The sequence below is a fragment of the Dehalogenimonas sp. THU2 genome (assembly GCF_039749495.1).
In the GTDB taxonomy this organism is placed as follows: Bacteria; Chloroflexota; Dehalococcoidia; order Dehalococcoidales; family Dehalococcoidaceae; genus Dehalogenimonas.
In genome coordinates, this window is the sequence record NZ_JBDLLU010000003.1 from 113710 (window position 1) to 129312 (window position 15603).

13 protein-coding genes and 4 tRNA genes are annotated in these 15603 nt (G+C 52.7%); 8 read left to right on the forward strand and 9 right to left on the reverse strand.

Annotated features, from left to right (window positions below):
- Positions 1–2 precede the first annotated feature (2 nt).
- A complete protein-coding gene (locus ABFB09_RS02455) occupies positions 3–548 on the forward strand; it encodes a ferredoxin-like protein (protein WP_346999627.1) in 546 nt (181 codons plus the stop codon).
- A gap of 63 nt (positions 549–611) precedes the next feature.
- The gene (locus ABFB09_RS02460; protein WP_346999628.1) at positions 612–1199 is read left to right on the forward strand and encodes a phosphatidic acid phosphatase; all 588 of its coding nucleotides are present in this window, start codon (positions 612–614) and stop codon (positions 1197–1199) included.
- Between the two features lie 360 nt (positions 1200–1559).
- Here ABFB09_RS02460 and ABFB09_RS02465 read toward each other — a convergent pair.
- The 6 genes from ABFB09_RS02465 to ABFB09_RS02490 form a co-directional block, all read right to left on the reverse strand.
- Positions 1560–1634 (reverse strand) — tRNA-Asn (locus ABFB09_RS02465).
- A 9-nt stretch (positions 1635–1643) separates the two neighbouring features.
- Positions 1644–1717 (reverse strand) — tRNA-Gln (locus ABFB09_RS02470).
- Between the two features lie 23 nt (positions 1718–1740).
- Positions 1741–1828, reverse strand: a tRNA-Leu gene (locus ABFB09_RS02475).
- 33 nt (positions 1829–1861) lie between these two features.
- A tRNA-Phe gene (locus ABFB09_RS02480) sits at positions 1862–1937 on the reverse strand.
- Between the two features lie 107 nt (positions 1938–2044).
- Positions 2045–4474, reverse strand: a complete 2430-nt coding sequence (locus tag ABFB09_RS02485) for a DNA translocase FtsK (protein ID WP_346999630.1) — start codon at positions 4472–4474, stop codon at positions 2045–2047.
- An 83-nt stretch (positions 4475–4557) separates the two neighbouring features.
- Positions 4558–4740, reverse strand: coding sequence for a hypothetical protein (locus tag ABFB09_RS02490; protein ID WP_346999631.1), 183 nt, complete (start codon positions 4738–4740; stop codon positions 4558–4560).
- A 762-nt stretch (positions 4741–5502) separates the two neighbouring features.
- Here ABFB09_RS02490 and ruvA point away from each other — a divergent pair.
- From ruvA to ABFB09_RS02505, 3 genes are read left to right on the forward strand one after another with little or no spacing between them, the layout of a single operon-like run.
- Complete coding sequence (gene ruvA / locus ABFB09_RS02495) at positions 5503–6084, forward strand: Holliday junction branch migration protein RuvA (protein WP_346999632.1); 582 nt, start codon at positions 5503–5505, stop codon at positions 6082–6084.
- A 44-nt stretch (positions 6085–6128) separates the two neighbouring features.
- Positions 6129–6494 carry a four helix bundle protein gene (locus tag ABFB09_RS02500; RefSeq protein WP_346999633.1) on the forward strand — a complete coding sequence of 122 codons (366 nt, stop codon included), beginning with the start codon at positions 6129–6131 and terminating at the stop codon, positions 6492–6494.
- 55 nt (positions 6495–6549) lie between these two features.
- Positions 6550–6741: a hypothetical protein gene (locus ABFB09_RS02505; RefSeq protein ID WP_346999635.1), complete on the forward strand. Its 192-nt coding sequence runs from the start codon at positions 6550–6552 to the stop codon at positions 6739–6741.
- Positions 6742–6876: 135 nt separating this feature from the next.
- On the opposite strand, the gene ABFB09_RS02510 is transcribed toward ABFB09_RS02505, so the two are convergent.
- Positions 6877–7491: a GyrI-like domain-containing protein gene (locus tag ABFB09_RS02510; RefSeq protein WP_346999636.1), complete on the reverse strand. Its 615-nt coding sequence runs from the start codon at positions 7489–7491 to the stop codon at positions 6877–6879.
- A gap of 245 nt (positions 7492–7736) precedes the next feature.
- Here ABFB09_RS02510 and ABFB09_RS02515 point away from each other — a divergent pair, with 245 nt between their 5' ends.
- Positions 7737–8435 (forward strand): response regulator transcription factor, encoded by a 699-nt coding sequence (locus ABFB09_RS02515; RefSeq protein WP_346999638.1) that lies wholly within the window; start codon positions 7737–7739, stop codon positions 8433–8435.
- Complete coding sequence (locus ABFB09_RS02520) at positions 8416–9525, forward strand: PAS domain S-box protein (RefSeq protein ID WP_346999639.1); 1110 nt, start codon at positions 8416–8418, stop codon at positions 9523–9525. Before ABFB09_RS02515 ends, ABFB09_RS02520 begins: the two co-directional genes overlap by 20 nt.
- Before the next feature lie 291 nt (positions 9526–9816).
- Here ABFB09_RS02520 and hisI read toward each other — a convergent pair whose 3' ends face one another.
- Complete coding sequence (gene hisI, locus ABFB09_RS02525; RefSeq protein WP_346999640.1) at positions 9817–10167, reverse strand: phosphoribosyl-AMP cyclohydrolase; 351 nt, start codon at positions 10165–10167, stop codon at positions 9817–9819.
- 65 nt (positions 10168–10232) lie between these two features.
- Positions 10233–10940 carry a 1-(5-phosphoribosyl)-5-[(5-phosphoribosylamino)methylideneamino]imidazole-4-carboxamide isomerase gene (gene hisA / locus ABFB09_RS02530; protein ID WP_346999684.1) on the reverse strand — a complete coding sequence of 236 codons (708 nt, stop codon included), beginning with the start codon at positions 10938–10940 and terminating at the stop codon, positions 10233–10235.
- A gap of 191 nt (positions 10941–11131) precedes the next feature.
- Here hisA and ABFB09_RS02535 point away from each other — a divergent pair, with 191 nt between their 5' ends.
- Positions 11132–15544, forward strand: coding sequence for a PAS domain S-box protein (locus ABFB09_RS02535; RefSeq protein ID WP_346999642.1), 4413 nt, complete (start codon positions 11132–11134; stop codon positions 15542–15544).
- The last annotated feature ends 59 nt before the right edge of the window (positions 15545–15603 follow it).

Sequence of the window (15603 nt, forward strand, 5' to 3'; positions counted from 1 at the left end):
ATATGCATCACTCCTTACCGTTTTACGGCCGTTACCAGAACCGTTTCTTGAAAGCCTATATGACGCTGGCTCCGTTTACCCGGTTGCCGCTTCTGGGCAAGCTTGTGCGCCGTTTGGCCAACAATTATGCCCGGAGCCAGCATGGAGGTTTCGCCCTGAATTCGGGGGAAGCCGCAGCTATCGTCGATGCCTCAGACTGGGTTGCAATCGGGGAGTGCGCCTGCCGCAAGGTATTTCATAATTGCGATAACCCGATCGAAGCAGAGATTGTGGTCGGATTCGGCAGAGAAGTGTATTCCGATGCCGAGCACAACTTCAGGGAAGTCTCTAAGGATGAGGCTAAGGCATTACTACTTCGGTGCAAGGACGCTAACCTCATGTCCATCATGATGCAATGCCGCGGTCATTACTATGCCATATGCAATTGCTGCCACTGTTGCTGTGTGCCATACCGGCTGAAACGCCGCTACGGCATAGAATACGCCATCATCCGGGACGAGAATATCGTCGAGAGCTTCAAACACCAGATGTCTGAGCATCAAGACTAAGCGATACGTTCAGTGTCGCCGCATGCTATAATACGGCCACTTTAGAGAAGCGAGTCGGGTTTATTGACCAAACTAAAGCTGGCTAACTACATATCGGATGGGCTGAACCCTTTGGTCCTCGGCCTCGTTATATTAGCCAATGTAGCGTTTACCGCGGCAGCTGATGCCGCTCAGGCCTTCGGTTGGTTCCTGCTCGTAACCGGGCTGGTGTTCCTGCCGGTTCTCTTGATCGCTATGTTCTTTGTCAGAACCGGCCGCATGGACGCGCTGTTCTCCAACCGCAGGCACCAGCGCCATCGGATCTATGTCATTGGGTTGTTCTTTGCTGTGCTGACCATGCTCGTGCTCAACTGGCTCAACGCGCCGGTGGAAATCGTGGCTACGCTGGTAACCGGCATTGTAACGGTAGTAACCTTCGCCGCGGTCAACCTTTGGTGGAAGATCAGCGTCCATACCTCCACGGTATCTGCGCTGGCGGTTATCCTGCTCGTGCTCTATGGCTGGTGGGCGGTGCCTTCATTGGTACTGGTACCCATGATGGGCTGGTCGAGGATCGTACTGGCACAACATACACTTGGGCAGGTCGTCGCCGGGGCGCTGGTATCGGCGATTATCGTGATAGCCGTATTCTTTCAATACGGCGTCATCTAACCGCGGTTCGTCAACCACATTTTCCTGGAATGAGACCTGCTGCTGTGCGGTTATTTTTTTGCGCGTTTGGAAAGCCCCTTCGCGATGCCGAAGATCAAAGCCCCGCCAAGGATGACAATTACGCTGAATATGATGGTGCCGATCGTTTCTTCCGACACGATGTTTCTCCTCAGCGATCCTAAGGGATCGACGCGCTAATGGAGCAAGTATAGCACCACCGATCTACCGGTGGAAGTAAATAAAACGGTACCAAAGGAAAATAAGCCTGATTAACGAACAAGTCGAGCCGAAACGGAGTTATCGCTGAACGAACGATGGAGAAGATATTGGTTGGGGGTGGTGAAAATGCCCGGAAGAAAATGGCTCCCGAGGAAGGATTCGAACCTTCGACCAATCGGTTAACAGCCGACCGCTCTACCACTGAGCTACTCGGGAACGTGAATATGGCTGCCGAGCCAGGGCTCGAACCTGGGCAAAAGGATTCAAAGTCCTTCGTGCTACCACTACACAACTCGGCAACGGCTTCTGTCCTGGTAGAAGCTGGTGCCGGAGGTCGGACTCGAACCGACACAGAGGGTGCCCCCTAGCAGTGTTTGAGACTGCCGCGTCTACCATTCCGCCACTCCGGCTCGTCCTAAAGCCGAATATTTTAAAGAACAAGTTGGTGCCGAGACCCAGACTTGAACTGGGGACACGTGGATTTTCAGTCCACTGCTCTACCGACTGAGCTATCTCGGCGCTGACAACGCATGATATTGTAGCCGGTCCGTCATGTCCGGTCAAGCAGAACGCGGTTTGGAGGCATCGTTAGCCCGGTAATGATGACCAGCTTGCTGCCGGATGGGCTAATCGTCCTCCGGCACCTCGGCACCGCCGTCGTCGAGGTCCTGACCCAGCGCTTCCTTGACCTCGTCGGCCAGGCGGGCGGCGCGGGGGTAACCGATATGCAGTTTTCGCTGCAGGAAAGAGGCGGAGATGGTGCCGGTCTCCTGGGCCAGGTTCATAGCGGTCTCGAACAGGCTGTCCTGCTGCTGCTTTTTATCTGAGCCGCCGGTGACCATCTGAGTGGCTGCGGCCAGTTCTTCCACCTTGAGCATAGGTGCCTGGGCTTCCGGTTGTTGACCGTTCCAGAAATAGACCAGTCGCTCGGTCTCCAGGTCGGAGACGTAGCAGCCCTGCAAACGCTTGGGCTTGGCGGCGTCGGTGGGCATGTAGAGCATATCGCCGCGGCCGAGCAGTTTTTCGGCGCCTACGGCATCGAGGATGGTGCGGGAATCCACCTGGGAGGTCACGGCAAAGCTGATGCGGGTGGGGAAGTTGGCTTTGATCAGGCCGGTAATGACATCGACCGAAGGACGCTGTGTAGCCACGACGAGGTGAATGCCCACGGCGCGGGCCATCTGCGCCAGGCGGCAGAGCAGGTGCTCCACATCGTCGAAACCGGCCATCATCAGGTCGGCCAATTCATCGATGACCAGCACCAGGTACGGCATCCGCTCCACTCCGGGTTTCTTGTGATAGGCGTCGATATTGCGCGCCGCCACCGAGGCCATCTGCTTGTAGCGGCGGTCCATCTCACCGGCCAGCCACTTCAGCGCGCCGATGGCCTTATCTACGTCCACGATGACCGGTGCCGCCAGGTGGGGCATGGAATTGTAGGGGGTAAGCTCCACCCGCTTGGGGTCGATCATGATGAACTTGACCTCGGACGGCGTGTTGTTCATCAGGATGCAGCAGATAATGGCGTTCAGGCAGACCGTCTTGCCGGAGCCGGTGGCGCCGGCGATGAGCAGGTGCGGCATCTTGGCCAGGTCACCGACCACGGCTTCACCGCCCGCGCCCTTGCCAAGAGCCAGTGCCAGGGGCGCTTTGGCTTTGAGCTTCTGGAAGGCGGTGGTCTCTATGACTGTCCTCATGCTGACGCTGCCCAGCAGGGTATTGGGTACCTCGATGCCGACCAGGGATTTGCCCGGGATCGGCGCCTCGATGCGGATAGAGGGCGCGGCCAGGGCCAGAGACAGGTCGTTGGCCAGTGAGGAAATGCGGTCCACCTTGACCCGGGTGCGGCCGGTCTCCACCTGGCGGGTGACGACGTTGCCGTCCTTGTCTTTTTCTTTGAGTTCCTTGGTGCGACGGTCCCAGCCCGGTTCCACGCCGAACTGGGTGACGGTGGGGCCGGCGTTAATCTGAACCACCGAGCCGTCCACACCGTAGCTGCGCAGAGCGTCCTCAATGAGGCGGGCGCGGAGTTGATTGTCCGCTTCGCCGTATTCTATCTCCGGTGTGTAATCCAGTATCTCCACCGGAGGCAGCCGCCAACCGTCGGAGGTGAGCATCGTGGCGGTCTCGCCGTATTTGCGCCAGACATCCTGGGCTACCTGTTTCAGGTCGCGGCCCTCGGCGCGGTCGGCTTTGTCGGTTTTGGATTCGGTCTCCGGTTCTTCGGTATCGGGTGCCGGTGTCGCCGCAGCCGCAGGGGACTGGCCGGCGCCGGAAACCAGCACGGAGGCCGGGATGGCGGTGGCGGCTTCCGGGAACGGCGGCTTGGACCGGTTAAGCCGGAATTTATCACTTATCGAAGCCTGGCGCAGGGGAGGCTGCCTGGTTCCATCGGTAGCCGCCGGGGGGTAGGGTCGGAAGCTCTCCGTCTGCGGCGGTTCTTTATCGACACGGAAGGGACGGCTGACGATACCCGCCAGCCACTTGACCGACGCGAAGGCAACGGCCGGGGCCATGAGGACGAACGACAGGACGAACAGGCCAATCACCCGCAGCCAGCCGCCGGTGCCGAGGTCCGAGCCGATAAGGGCCAGCCCGACGCTGCCGCCGGCGCCGCCCAGCGCCAGGAGACCCCAGACAGCCAGTATCAGTGTCGCCGCGCCCAGCCAGCGGTACCAGAAGATGAAGGTGGTCTTACGGGCAAACTCCAGCACCGCCTCGCGTTTGAAAACGGCAACGGCGATGATGATGCCAAGGATGACCAGCAGCAACCCCCAGCCGAAGACGGCGGCGGTACCGGAAAAGAGCTGGTTGATAAAAGTGTCGATGCGTTCCCGCTGCCAGAAGATCAGGCCGATCAGGCCGCCGATAAACACCGTCCAGCCCAGCCAGCTTAGATTCACCGGTTTTCCGGGCGGGGAGTTGTGGTTGGCGCGCGGTGTTACTTTCCGTGCAGGTTTGGCCGTTTTGACCGGCTTACGGGCTACGGTCTTGACCGCCGCGGGCTTGGATTTATTATTATTCGGTTTGGGTTTGAGGTTCTTGTTATTTGACATAATTGTTAAATTTTATCAGCCGCCGTCGCGGTTGTAAAGATAAAAAATTTGATGAATCTACTGCCCGGCGTGTCATCGGTGGATTAAGACTTCGGTTTAGTTTGTAACAGCCGCCAACCGGCATGGATCATCGCCAGACCCACCAGGGAAGCGATTATGGAAGAGAACATATCACCGGTAGCCCAACTCATAAACTCCGCTTCCGCGACGATGCTGAACAGCACAATGAACCCTGCGATTGTAAGAAGGACGCCTAATATTTTCATTTTTCTCTACCGCCTTCAGTACCACCGAATATTTCACCGGCGGCTTTACCAAGCCTGATTATAGGCTCTTTAACCGTTATAATGCCACCCCTCATCGCTCATCCGGGGTAAATAGTTGAGCGATACGTAGATGTATTGTTGAAAAAATTTCTGAGTCGTTTTCCAAAGTGCAAAAACGAACCCATTTTTATGATTTATCCACGATCACAGCCTACGATGAGGGCGACCGGCCGGTCGCCCTCACGGGGCCCGATAATTTCGGTGTCACGGTCATTGATCGATAAACGCTGTTGAGAATTGTTTTTTGTTTTTCCATCGATGCCATTTTCAGGAAACAATTCGGATCTTTCACGATTGGAGTCCGACGCTCCAAACGTGAGGTTATTTGGTTGAAACAAATAAGATCAAATAAAATAAATGCCTTTTTGCGGGTACTATCGCCGGGTGAGGGTAAACATAAGGGGCGGGGCTTCCCGCCACAGGCCGGAAGAACTGAACATCACGGAGTATATTATACCATATCAAAAGGGTGAAAATAGGCTGTTTTTGGCGGGTTTGAAAATATATTTACGGACTTATCAGATTGAACCCGATTGATGCTTATTTTTGCGTAAAAGGGCGCGTGATTTCAATCGATTCTTCGTTGCTGGACGTGCCCCCTCACCTAACCTCTCCCCGTTGGGGAGAGGAATTCAGACGGGACCCTTGCCTTTTTACCGTTCGTGGCGTAAATTAGGGCGGATATAGGAAGGGTGGACTTACATGATCTCAAGTCTCAGGGGTAAAGTGGAACTGCTGGGCGCGGACTGGGCGGTGGTAGGCGTGGGGGGGATCGGTTACAAGGTGTTCATGTCCACGGCCACGTTGTCGCAGATACAGAACGCGTCTGAGGTGAAGCTGTTCACTCACCTGCAGGTCAGGGAAGACGCGCTGACGCTTTATGGTTTTACCACTTTTGAAGAACTTGGGATATTTGAGACCATGCTGGATGTCTCCGGCATCGGCGCTAAGCTGGCGCTGGGGTTGTTGTCCGCCTTCAGAGCCGGGGATCTGGCCACCATCATCGCTACCGGCAACGTGGACATGCTATGCACCGTACCGGGTGTGGGAAAGAAAACGGCGGCGCGTATCGTCCTGGAACTCAAGGACAAGATATCCAAAAACTGGGCGGCGACACCGCTGGGAACTGCCGGGGCGGCTGACGGTGAGGTGCTGGCGGTGTTGACCTCCCTCGGTTATACAGGCGCTGAGGCGGCCAGGGCGGTGGTCAATCTGCCGAAGGATGTCGACTTATCGCTCGAAGACAAGATAAAGATGGCATTGGCGGGGCTGGGCGGGGGGTAGCCTAGTTACTAGTTAATAGTCAATAGTTGATAGTTGAGAGGTGTATGGCTAGTTTCGAGAGGTTTGAAGATATTGAAGCTTGGAAAAGGGCTCGTCACCTTTCCAAAGCTGTTTATGATGTTTCGAATAGCAATGCCTTTGCCAGGGATTATGGCCTGCGCGACCAGATACGAAGAGCTGTTGTTTCCATAATGTCGAATATTGCGGAAGGGTTCGAACGGGGCGGAAATCGTGAATTCATTCAGTATCTGTTCATCGCCAGGGGGTCGGCCGCTGAAGTTCAGGCACAATTATATATCGCTTTGGACGCGGAGTATATAACCCAAGAGCAGTTCACACAGCTTTACGATATGGGAAGCGATATTACGCGCATAATAACAGGGTTGATTCGCTATCTGAAAACATGTTAACAGATCAACTACTAGTAACTGGAAACTATGAACTATTAACTTATCGGAGATCAGTATGACGCATCATGAAACATGCAGCCGGTGCGGCGGATCCGGGGAAATCGCCTGCCAGTCATGCCGCGGGACGGGTAAAGTGGTGCAGCCGGGCAGTTATGGGAGTGAACGGGTTTGTACATCGTGCGGCGGCAACGGCAAGGATAAGTGCCATGCCTGTGGGGGCAGCGGGACGGTTAAGCTGGACGACTAGCTTCGATTGTTTCCGGAAGCAGGTTACTAATGCGCGGGATCCTTAAATCCCCCTTAGTCCCCCTTTTTCAAAGGGGGAAAAGAAACGGCGGCTTTTATTCTGTGTTTTTTGTTTCCGTCGGTTTTAGGGGGTACGTTATTTTACCGGTTGACGGATGATGGTTTTCCATTTGTCCGGGGCTGTCCGGCGGGGGTCGGAAAGATAGATTTCGTGGTGTTTTTGTATTTGACCGTCGAACGATAGTCCGGCGTCGTGGATGAAGGCGTGCAGTTTCAGGATGTTCGGGCCTTCCTCGGAGTAGGGACCGATGTGCATTATCTGGGCGGCTTTGCCTTCGGCAAGTGATTCGAACTTCACCTTGCCGATAGCGGCGGGGTTTTTCTTGCGCCGTACCTCATCAATGGCTTTTTCGACCATCGCGGCTGTTATGAACTCCGGATGCATGATCATGTAAGTCCATTGCCACCGGTCGCGACGGCCTTCCAGGAAATCGGTCATATCGTCGGACCACCACAGACCTTCCAACGGCATTACACCGTAATCTATGCCCTGTTCTTTTTTGACCGTGAATTTGAGGGTGTAGGCCACGGGGTAGAGCGTTTCGATGGCAGCGACAGCCTCGGGTCCATCTGGCTGGCCCCGGCCGTCGATCATCAGATAGTTCATCGGTGGCACATCGACAATAACCGGCTCCTTTTGCGGCGGATTGAAGAGGTGTTTTAGTTCTTTTTTCAGATCCAGTTTATCCACGGTATTTCCTTTCGATCAGTTTCGAACGCACTATAAGTATAATCTCTCTTGTTAGTGGAGAGTCAAGGGGTCTGAACGGGATTATTATTCTCCGAAAATGGCAGGATAGCGCCGCAGGGTTATGGATTATTCCCGTTGGCTACCCGGGTGCTATATCTTTTGGTCTAGTCAGTCTATTGATTAAAGACCAGATATATACTACAATTCGACGAAGGGCAGAACTGTGTCCTGAAGCGAGGAATTTGATGGCCAAAACACGTATTTTGATAGCCGATGATCACGCGGTACTTCGCGAAGGCATGCGCCGGCTCCTGGAACAGGAAAAAGACCTGGAGGTAGTTGGGGAGGCTTCTGACGGCGAAGAAGCGGTCAGTTTCGTCGATGAACTTAAACCGGACGTAGTCCTTATGGACATCGTCATGCCCAAGCTGACCGGCGTCGAGGCTACCAAACTCATCAAGAAGGTCAATCCGTCCACGTGTATCCTGATCCTGACGGCTTATTCCGATATCCGCTATATCCTGGGATTGCTGGAGGCCGGGGCTTCCGGTTATCTGCTCAAGAGCGCCCGCGCCGATGAGATCGTCGGTGCTATCCGGGCTGTCCGCAGCGGCGAATCCGTGCTGGACTCCATGGCCACCCGGAAACTTCTGGAGCGCGTGGTCAGCCTGTCCAAAGAAGCTCCGGAAGATAAGGGGCGCGGGCAACTGTCACCCCGTGAGATCGAGATTCTGCGCCTGGCTGCCCGCGGTATGAGCAACCGCGATATTGCCGAGAAACTGACACTTTCCATGCGCACCGTGAAGGCTCATCTGTCCAATATCTTCAACAAGATGCGCTGCTCCTGCCGTACAGAAGCCATCGTCAAGGGATTCCGCGAGGGTTATGTGACGCTGGAAGACGTACCGCAGGGTATCGAAAATTATGAAAAAGAAAAAATCTAACCTGCCTGATCAGGATTACCGCTACCTTTTCGAGAACGCCTCTGACGCCATCTGGGTACAGGACCTTGAAGGTCGCATTCTTTACGCCAATCGGGCGGCGGAGCGGCTGACAGGCTACGAGCCCGAAACCCTGATCAGCAAGGACGTCCTTAAATTCTTGCCCGACGCGCATTCTCACGATATCGCCCGGGAGGTGCGGCGGAGGCTTTTAGCCGGTGAGGAATTTCATCAGCCCTACGAGCAGCGTATCGTCCGGCGTGACGGCACCGTGGCAATCTGGCGCATGGCCACCAGCCTGGTGGTCAGCGAAGGCGATATCAAGGGTTTCCAGCATATTGCCCGCGACGTCACCGCCGAGCGCCAGCTCCAGGACAATATGCGCTACTATGTCCAAGAGGTCATCCGGGCCCAGGAGGATGAACGCAAGCGTGTCGCCCGTGAATTGCATGATGAAGTATCGCCGTCGTTATTACTACTGATTCAGCGTATCGATGCCATCGTCTCCAACAGCCGCCTGAAGCTTTCCGACGGTATGAAGCAGAAGATGGAAGACCTCAGGGTGCAGACGGTGGAAGCGTTGGAAAGCACCCGGCGGATCGCCCAGGATCTGCGGCCGCGCATCCTCGATGACCTCGGCCTGATTCCCGCACTTGAGTGGATGGCTGATAATCTCATCAAGAAGCAGGGAATCGAGGCCAGGGTGATGGTCAAGGGGCAGGAGCAGGCGCTGTCCAGTGAGGTTCAACTTCTGCTTTTCCGCATCGTCCAGGAGGCGCCCAACAACATTCGCAAGCATTCGGAAGCGTCACAGGTGGAGATCACGGTGACCTACGGCGTCGAAAAAACTGTCGTGTCTATCGCGGACAACGGCAAGGGTTTCTCGTTGCCGCAACGGGTCAGCGACCTGGCTGCCATGGGTAAGCTGGGACTGGCCGGCATGCAGGAACGAGCGCAATTGATCGGCGGTCATATCAGCTTGAAGAGCGACCCCGGTCACGGCACGGTGGTCACTATCGAGGTGCCCAACCAGGGAAATCTTTGTGAAATGCCGTCCGCGGCGCGGGAATTGGAATCCCGGCTCAGACACTGAACGAATTCCAGGATCAAGGCTATCAGGAACCGGCATGAGGTTACTAATACTACCAACTTAAATACTACAAATACGTTACCGTACGCTGGGGGAATTCTAAATCGCCCGTCCCTAATGTTAATCATTGCCAATCAAATCAGATTGCCACGCGCCGGCCGGCGCTCGCAATGACATAACCTGTTTGGATTTTGCAGGGTGCAAAGAGCTTTACCAAACAAGCACCAATGACCAAATCCCGGTAACAATGCAGTTTGTTACCGGGATTTGCTATAAGTGATTCTTGAACAGCAGTTAGGCGGCGGTGGCGGCGACGCATTCCAGGGTCAGCGGCTCGTAAAAGCAGCTTACCTCGCCGGTGTGGCAGGTGGGGCCCATGGGTTCGGCCTTGACCAGTATGGCGTCGTTGTCGCAATCCAGCCAGACTTCCTTGACCATGAGCTTGTTGCCGGAAGTGGCGCCCTTATTCCAGAGTTCCTGGCGGGAGCGCGAATAGAACCAGACGCTGCCAGTGTTGAGTGTGAGTTCCGCGGATTCCTTGTTCATGTAGCCCAGCATCAACACCTGACCGGTGTTGGCGTCCTGTACGATGGCGGCTACCAGCCCTTTATCATCCAATTTGAGACCTTTACCTTTGACTGCCACGATTGTTCTCTCCTCCGGTTATTCTCTTTTTATCGTATGTGACGAAATATAGGTGTCTTTGACGATTACAATTCCAGCGCCTGCTTCAGATCGATCGCACCAGTGTAGATGGACTTGCCCAGGATGGCGGCGGAGGCGCCGAGGAGTTTCAATATTTTAAGATGGCTAAGTCTGGCGATGCCGCCGGAGGCGATGACCGGGGTTTTGATGGCCTGAATCAGTTCGTACAACGCGGTGAAGTTAGGTTCGGTGAGGGTACCGTCACGGGAGATGTCGGTGAAGACGAAACGCCTGACACCCAGATCCATCATCTGCCGCGCGAAATCGATGACCGCCACGCCAGTCTCTTCCCGCCAGCCTTTGACCGCCATTTTACCGTTGCGGGCATCTAAAGAAACGACTATCGACTCACTGAAATTACGGCAGGCTTCCCGGACAAATTCCGGGTTCTCCACCGCCGCAGTGCCCAGCACCACCCGGTCGACGCCGGCTTTAAGCAGTTTCCGAACGCTTTCCATGTCCCGGATGCCGCCGCCCAATTGCACCGGCACCACGGCTGATTGAGCGATCTGGGAGATGATATCGAAGTTGACCATCTCGCCGTCCCTGGCGCCGTCCAGGTCAACCACATGAAGCCGCTGGGCGCCCATGGATTGCCACTTAAGGGCCACGTCCACCGGGCTGTCCGAATAGACGGTTTCCTGTGCGTAATCGCCCTGGAAGAGCCGTACGCAGCGGCCGCCGCGGATGTCTATGGCGGGGATGATCTCGATAGCTGTTCTCCGTTAATTCCTGTTTTGGAAAAAGATATTATAACATTAAGCCCATCGACCGGCCAGTAGTTAAGCACTGTAACCAGCAACTTATTGTTGATAAGAACTATGGACACAAGGCGTATAATGAATGGTATCGGCGTGATTTGAAAAAACAGACTGGTTTTAATAAATAGGTCAGGGTGGTTGATATGACAAATGAAAAATCACTAAATTCCGACAATCAGGGTTTATGGGGGATAATAAACAACGATCCTGACGGTAAAATCATAGTCGATAAAAAAGACATTGTGTTGTTTGCAAATCCAGCTGCCATGAGACTGTTCGAACGGGAAGCTGGGAAATTTGTCGGCCACAAATTCAAATATACAGCTATAACCGGCAAAGATGCCGAAATAGAATTCCTCAAAAAAGACGGGTCGGTGGGTCGTGCCGAAATGCGGTCTTCCGTTGCCACCTGGCAGGAGCAGGAGGTATTGCTCGTTTCGCTCCGGGATATAACCGGGCGGGGTTGGGTGGAAGAACTTCTTGACCGGAATGCCACACTATCAGTGGTTTTTGAGAGCACCCCGAACATCATGATGCTGGTGGATGAAGATGGGCGAGTCTTGGATATCAACCGCGCCGGAGTTGAGTTTGCCGGCAGGAGCAAGGAAGAACTGCTGGGTTTGCTGGGTGGTGACGTTTTCAATTGTCTGAATTCTTTCCACGGTAAAGGCTGCGGTAAGAACGCGGAGTGCGCCGATTGTCCGGTTCGTTCCAGGGTGATGCGGACGCTGGAAACGCAGGAACCAATATTCAATGAAGAAGGTGAGTTCGAAATAGAGCGGCATGGGGAAACAGTGAAGCTGCATATTTTAATATCCACCTCACTTATCAACATCTCTGGCGGGAAACAGGTACTGGTGACGATTACGGACATTACCGAACGCAAGACTTTAGAGCAAACCTTGCGGCTAGAGGATCAACGGTACCGTGAATTCTTCATGAATTCACCATTCGGTTATCAGTCTTTGGATAATGAAGGACGCATCAAGGATGTCAACCAAGCGTGGCTCAACGGTCTGGGCTATTCCCGGGAAGAGGTCATCGGTAAATGGTTCGGCGATTTTTTGGCACCCGAACAGGCTGATATTTTTCGCGAACGTTTTCCCAAGTTCAAAGCGGCTGGAAAAACCCACGCTGAGTTTTTAATGAAGCATAAGGATGGCTCCGTGACGCTGGAGGCCATTGATGGCAAGGTAGCCTATGACCTGACTGGGGCTTTCAAACATACCCATTGTGTGTTGCAGGATGTCACTGAAGCCCGGCGGGCAGAAGCAATTATTCAACAAAGCCGTCAGAAATATCAGGCTTTATTTGAAAGCAGTGGTGATGCAGCTTTCGTCCATCAGCCGACCCCGGAAGGACTGCCTGGTGTTTTCCTGGAGGTGAACCAGGCTGCCTGTGCTTTATTGGGTTATACCAAAGCGGAGTTGCTGAAACTTGGTCCAAGGGACATTGTGGTCTGGGAAAAAGCCGGTGTAACTCCCCCGGATATCATGAAGAGACTGGAAACTGACAAGAAAGTCACCATGGAGTCAGCTTATCGTCATAAGGACGGGCACGAGATTCCTATTGAAGTCGTTGTTCACAGGTTTGAGTTACTGGGGAAACCCGCGGTCTTAACCCTTGCCCGAGATATCACTGCGCGAAATAAAGCTGAACAACAGCTTAAAGCCAGTGAAGAAAAATATCGTCTGTTAACTGAACACATTCCCAGTGCGATCACCGTCCTCCAAAATGGGAAAATAGTGTTTGCTAATCCACAAGCGGGACAGATAACAGGCTATTCTTCTGAAGAATTGTTCGAACTTGATATATTCAATCTAGTGCACCCGGAAGACAGGAACAGGGTACAAGAATTTCTCCGGTTGAGGATTCAGGGTAAAGAAGCCCCCGCTGCATATTCAATGCGGATCATTCGGAAAGATGGGGAAATTATCTGGTTGCGGCGTCGGATTGTGATGATTGAATGGCAAGATGCACCCGCGGTGTTGGCTTTGGATACTGATATTACCGTTAGGATCAAAGCTGAACAGTTATTAATGGAGAAAACTAACCAACTGGAACAATTCTTTAACAGCCCTATAGACCTATTGTCTATTTCTGATACTGCCGGGCACTTCATCCGCTTAAGCCATGCCTGGGAAAAGGTACTTGGTTATAAGTTAAAGGAATTAGAGGGTTTTCTTTTTCTGGAATTTGTTCACCCTGACGATATTGCTGCAACCGAAGAAGCAATGCGCTTATTAATGAAGCAGCATCAGGTCGTTGATTTTGTAAATCGATACCGGCATAAGGATGGCAGCTACCGGTGGATACTATGGAATTCATCACCGGTGATGGATACGGTTTACTCCACAGCGTTGGACATTACCGAGCAGAAAGAGGCTGAAGCAAGTTTAAAACAATCCGCTCAGGAATTGGAAAACCGCAACACTTTTATTCAGATGATAATTGATCAGTTGCCTATCGGTTTGGCGATCAACAATATCGCTGACGGGCGGGCTACTTACCATAACAGGAAATTTGAGGAAATTTACGGCTGGTCGAAAGAAGACATTACTGATATACAGACCTTTTTCGAGAAGGTTTATCCCGATCCTGTTTATCGACAGGCGATAATCAGCCGGGTGATGACTGATATCGAGAGCGGTGATCCTGTCCGGATGCAGTGGGGTGACATAGAAATTACAACCAAATCCGGTGAAAAGCGCGTCATCTTTGCCTCTAATATCCCTATACCAGACCAGGGTATCATGGTTTCCACCGTCAGAGACGTCACTGCTCAGAAAAGAGCGGAAAAAGAACTGATCCATACTCGTGACTTGATGAGGTATGTGATTGAGCATAATACCAGCGGTGTTGCAATTCATGATAAAGATTTGAATTATATGTACGTCAGCCAGCGATATCTGGATGAGTATAAACTAACAGAACAAGAAATTATCGGTAGACATCATTATGAGGTCTTTCCTGACCTTCCAGACAAGTGGAAACTTATTCACCAAAGGGCACTGACGGGAGATGTCGTCAGTGCAAATGAAGACCCATATCTGAGAGATGACGGTTCTATGGAATGGACTCGTTGGGAGTGTCGTCCATGGTATCAACTGGATGGCGCTGTTGGTGGGCTCATTGTTTACACTGAGGTGATTACAGATCGCATTCAAGAACAGCAAACCCTGCGTCAATCAGAAGAAAAATACCGGTTACTGGCGGAAAATACTGAGTCTATCTCTTGGGAATATGATGTTGTAATAGACCGCTGGACCTATGTCGCTCCCCAGGTTCAGAGAATAATGGGATACAAACCAGAGGATTGGACAGATCTCAAATTCTGGACAGATCATATTCATGAAGATGATCGGAAGTGGGCCAGTCTATATTGTATGGAATGCACTAGAGCTGGGAAGCCTCATATCTTTGAATACCGTTTTATCAAAAAGGACGGGGGTGTGATCTGGTTACGGGATGTGGTTAGTGTTGAGATGAAAGAAGACAATCCCATTAAGCTACGCGGGATTATGTTTGATGTAACCGGACATAAGCAGATGGAACAGTCGTTAGCTGAAGCCGCCGAGGAATGGAGTACTACTTTCGATTCCATAACCGATATGGTGGCCATCGTGGACAAAAATCATAAAATCACCAGAGTGAATCATGCCTTTGCCAGGGTGCTCGGTAAAAACCAGAGTGAATTGGTCGGTGAACCCTGCTACAAGGTCATTCATGGGATGAACCAACCCCATCCCATGTGCCCCCATGCCAGGACATTGGAAACCCGCCAAGTGGAAAGCAGTGAATATTTTGATAAAAAACTGGGTATATGGGTCGAGGCCAGTGCTTCCCCGATTTTTGATGATCAGGGGAATTTGACCGGTTCTGTTCATATTATTCAGGATATTTCTTCCCGCAAAGAGGCGGAAGTCAAAGAACAACAGTTACGGAACAAAGCGGAGCTGTCCAGCCGGCTGGCGGCAGTCGGGGAGATGGCGGCGGGCATTGCCCACGAGATTAATAACCCGCTGACCGGGGTCATCGGGTTCTCTGAATTGCTGCTGGGCAGGGAGGATTTACCTGAAGACATGAAAGTAGAGTTAAAGATCATTAATGATGGGTCTCAGCGGGTGAAGGATATTGTCAGGCGGATGCTGACCTTTGCCCGGCAGTCGAAGCCGGTTAGGAGTTCGGTTTCTATTGAGGAACTGCTGGATAACACACTGGAACTCAGAAACTACGTGATGAGGACAGCCAATATCGAAGTGGTCAGGGATTATGCCCCGGATCTGCCCTGGGTTACGGCAGATGCCGGTCAATTGCAGCAGGTGTTCCTGAATATCATCGTCAATGCTGAATTTGCTATGAAGAAGGCTAATAGCAAAGGCGTATTGATCGTCAAAACGGAAAAGCGCGATGGTCATATTCGCGTTCTGATTACTGATGATGGGCCTGGCATGCCTGAAGAGGTAAAAAACAAACTCTTTCAACCGTTCTTTACTACTAAAGACCCGGGTGAGGGCACCGGTCTGGGGTTGGCCTTGTCCATGGGTATTATCTAGGAACACGGTGGCAGTATTTCAGTAAACACTGTTATGGGAAATGGTACCACATTTATCGT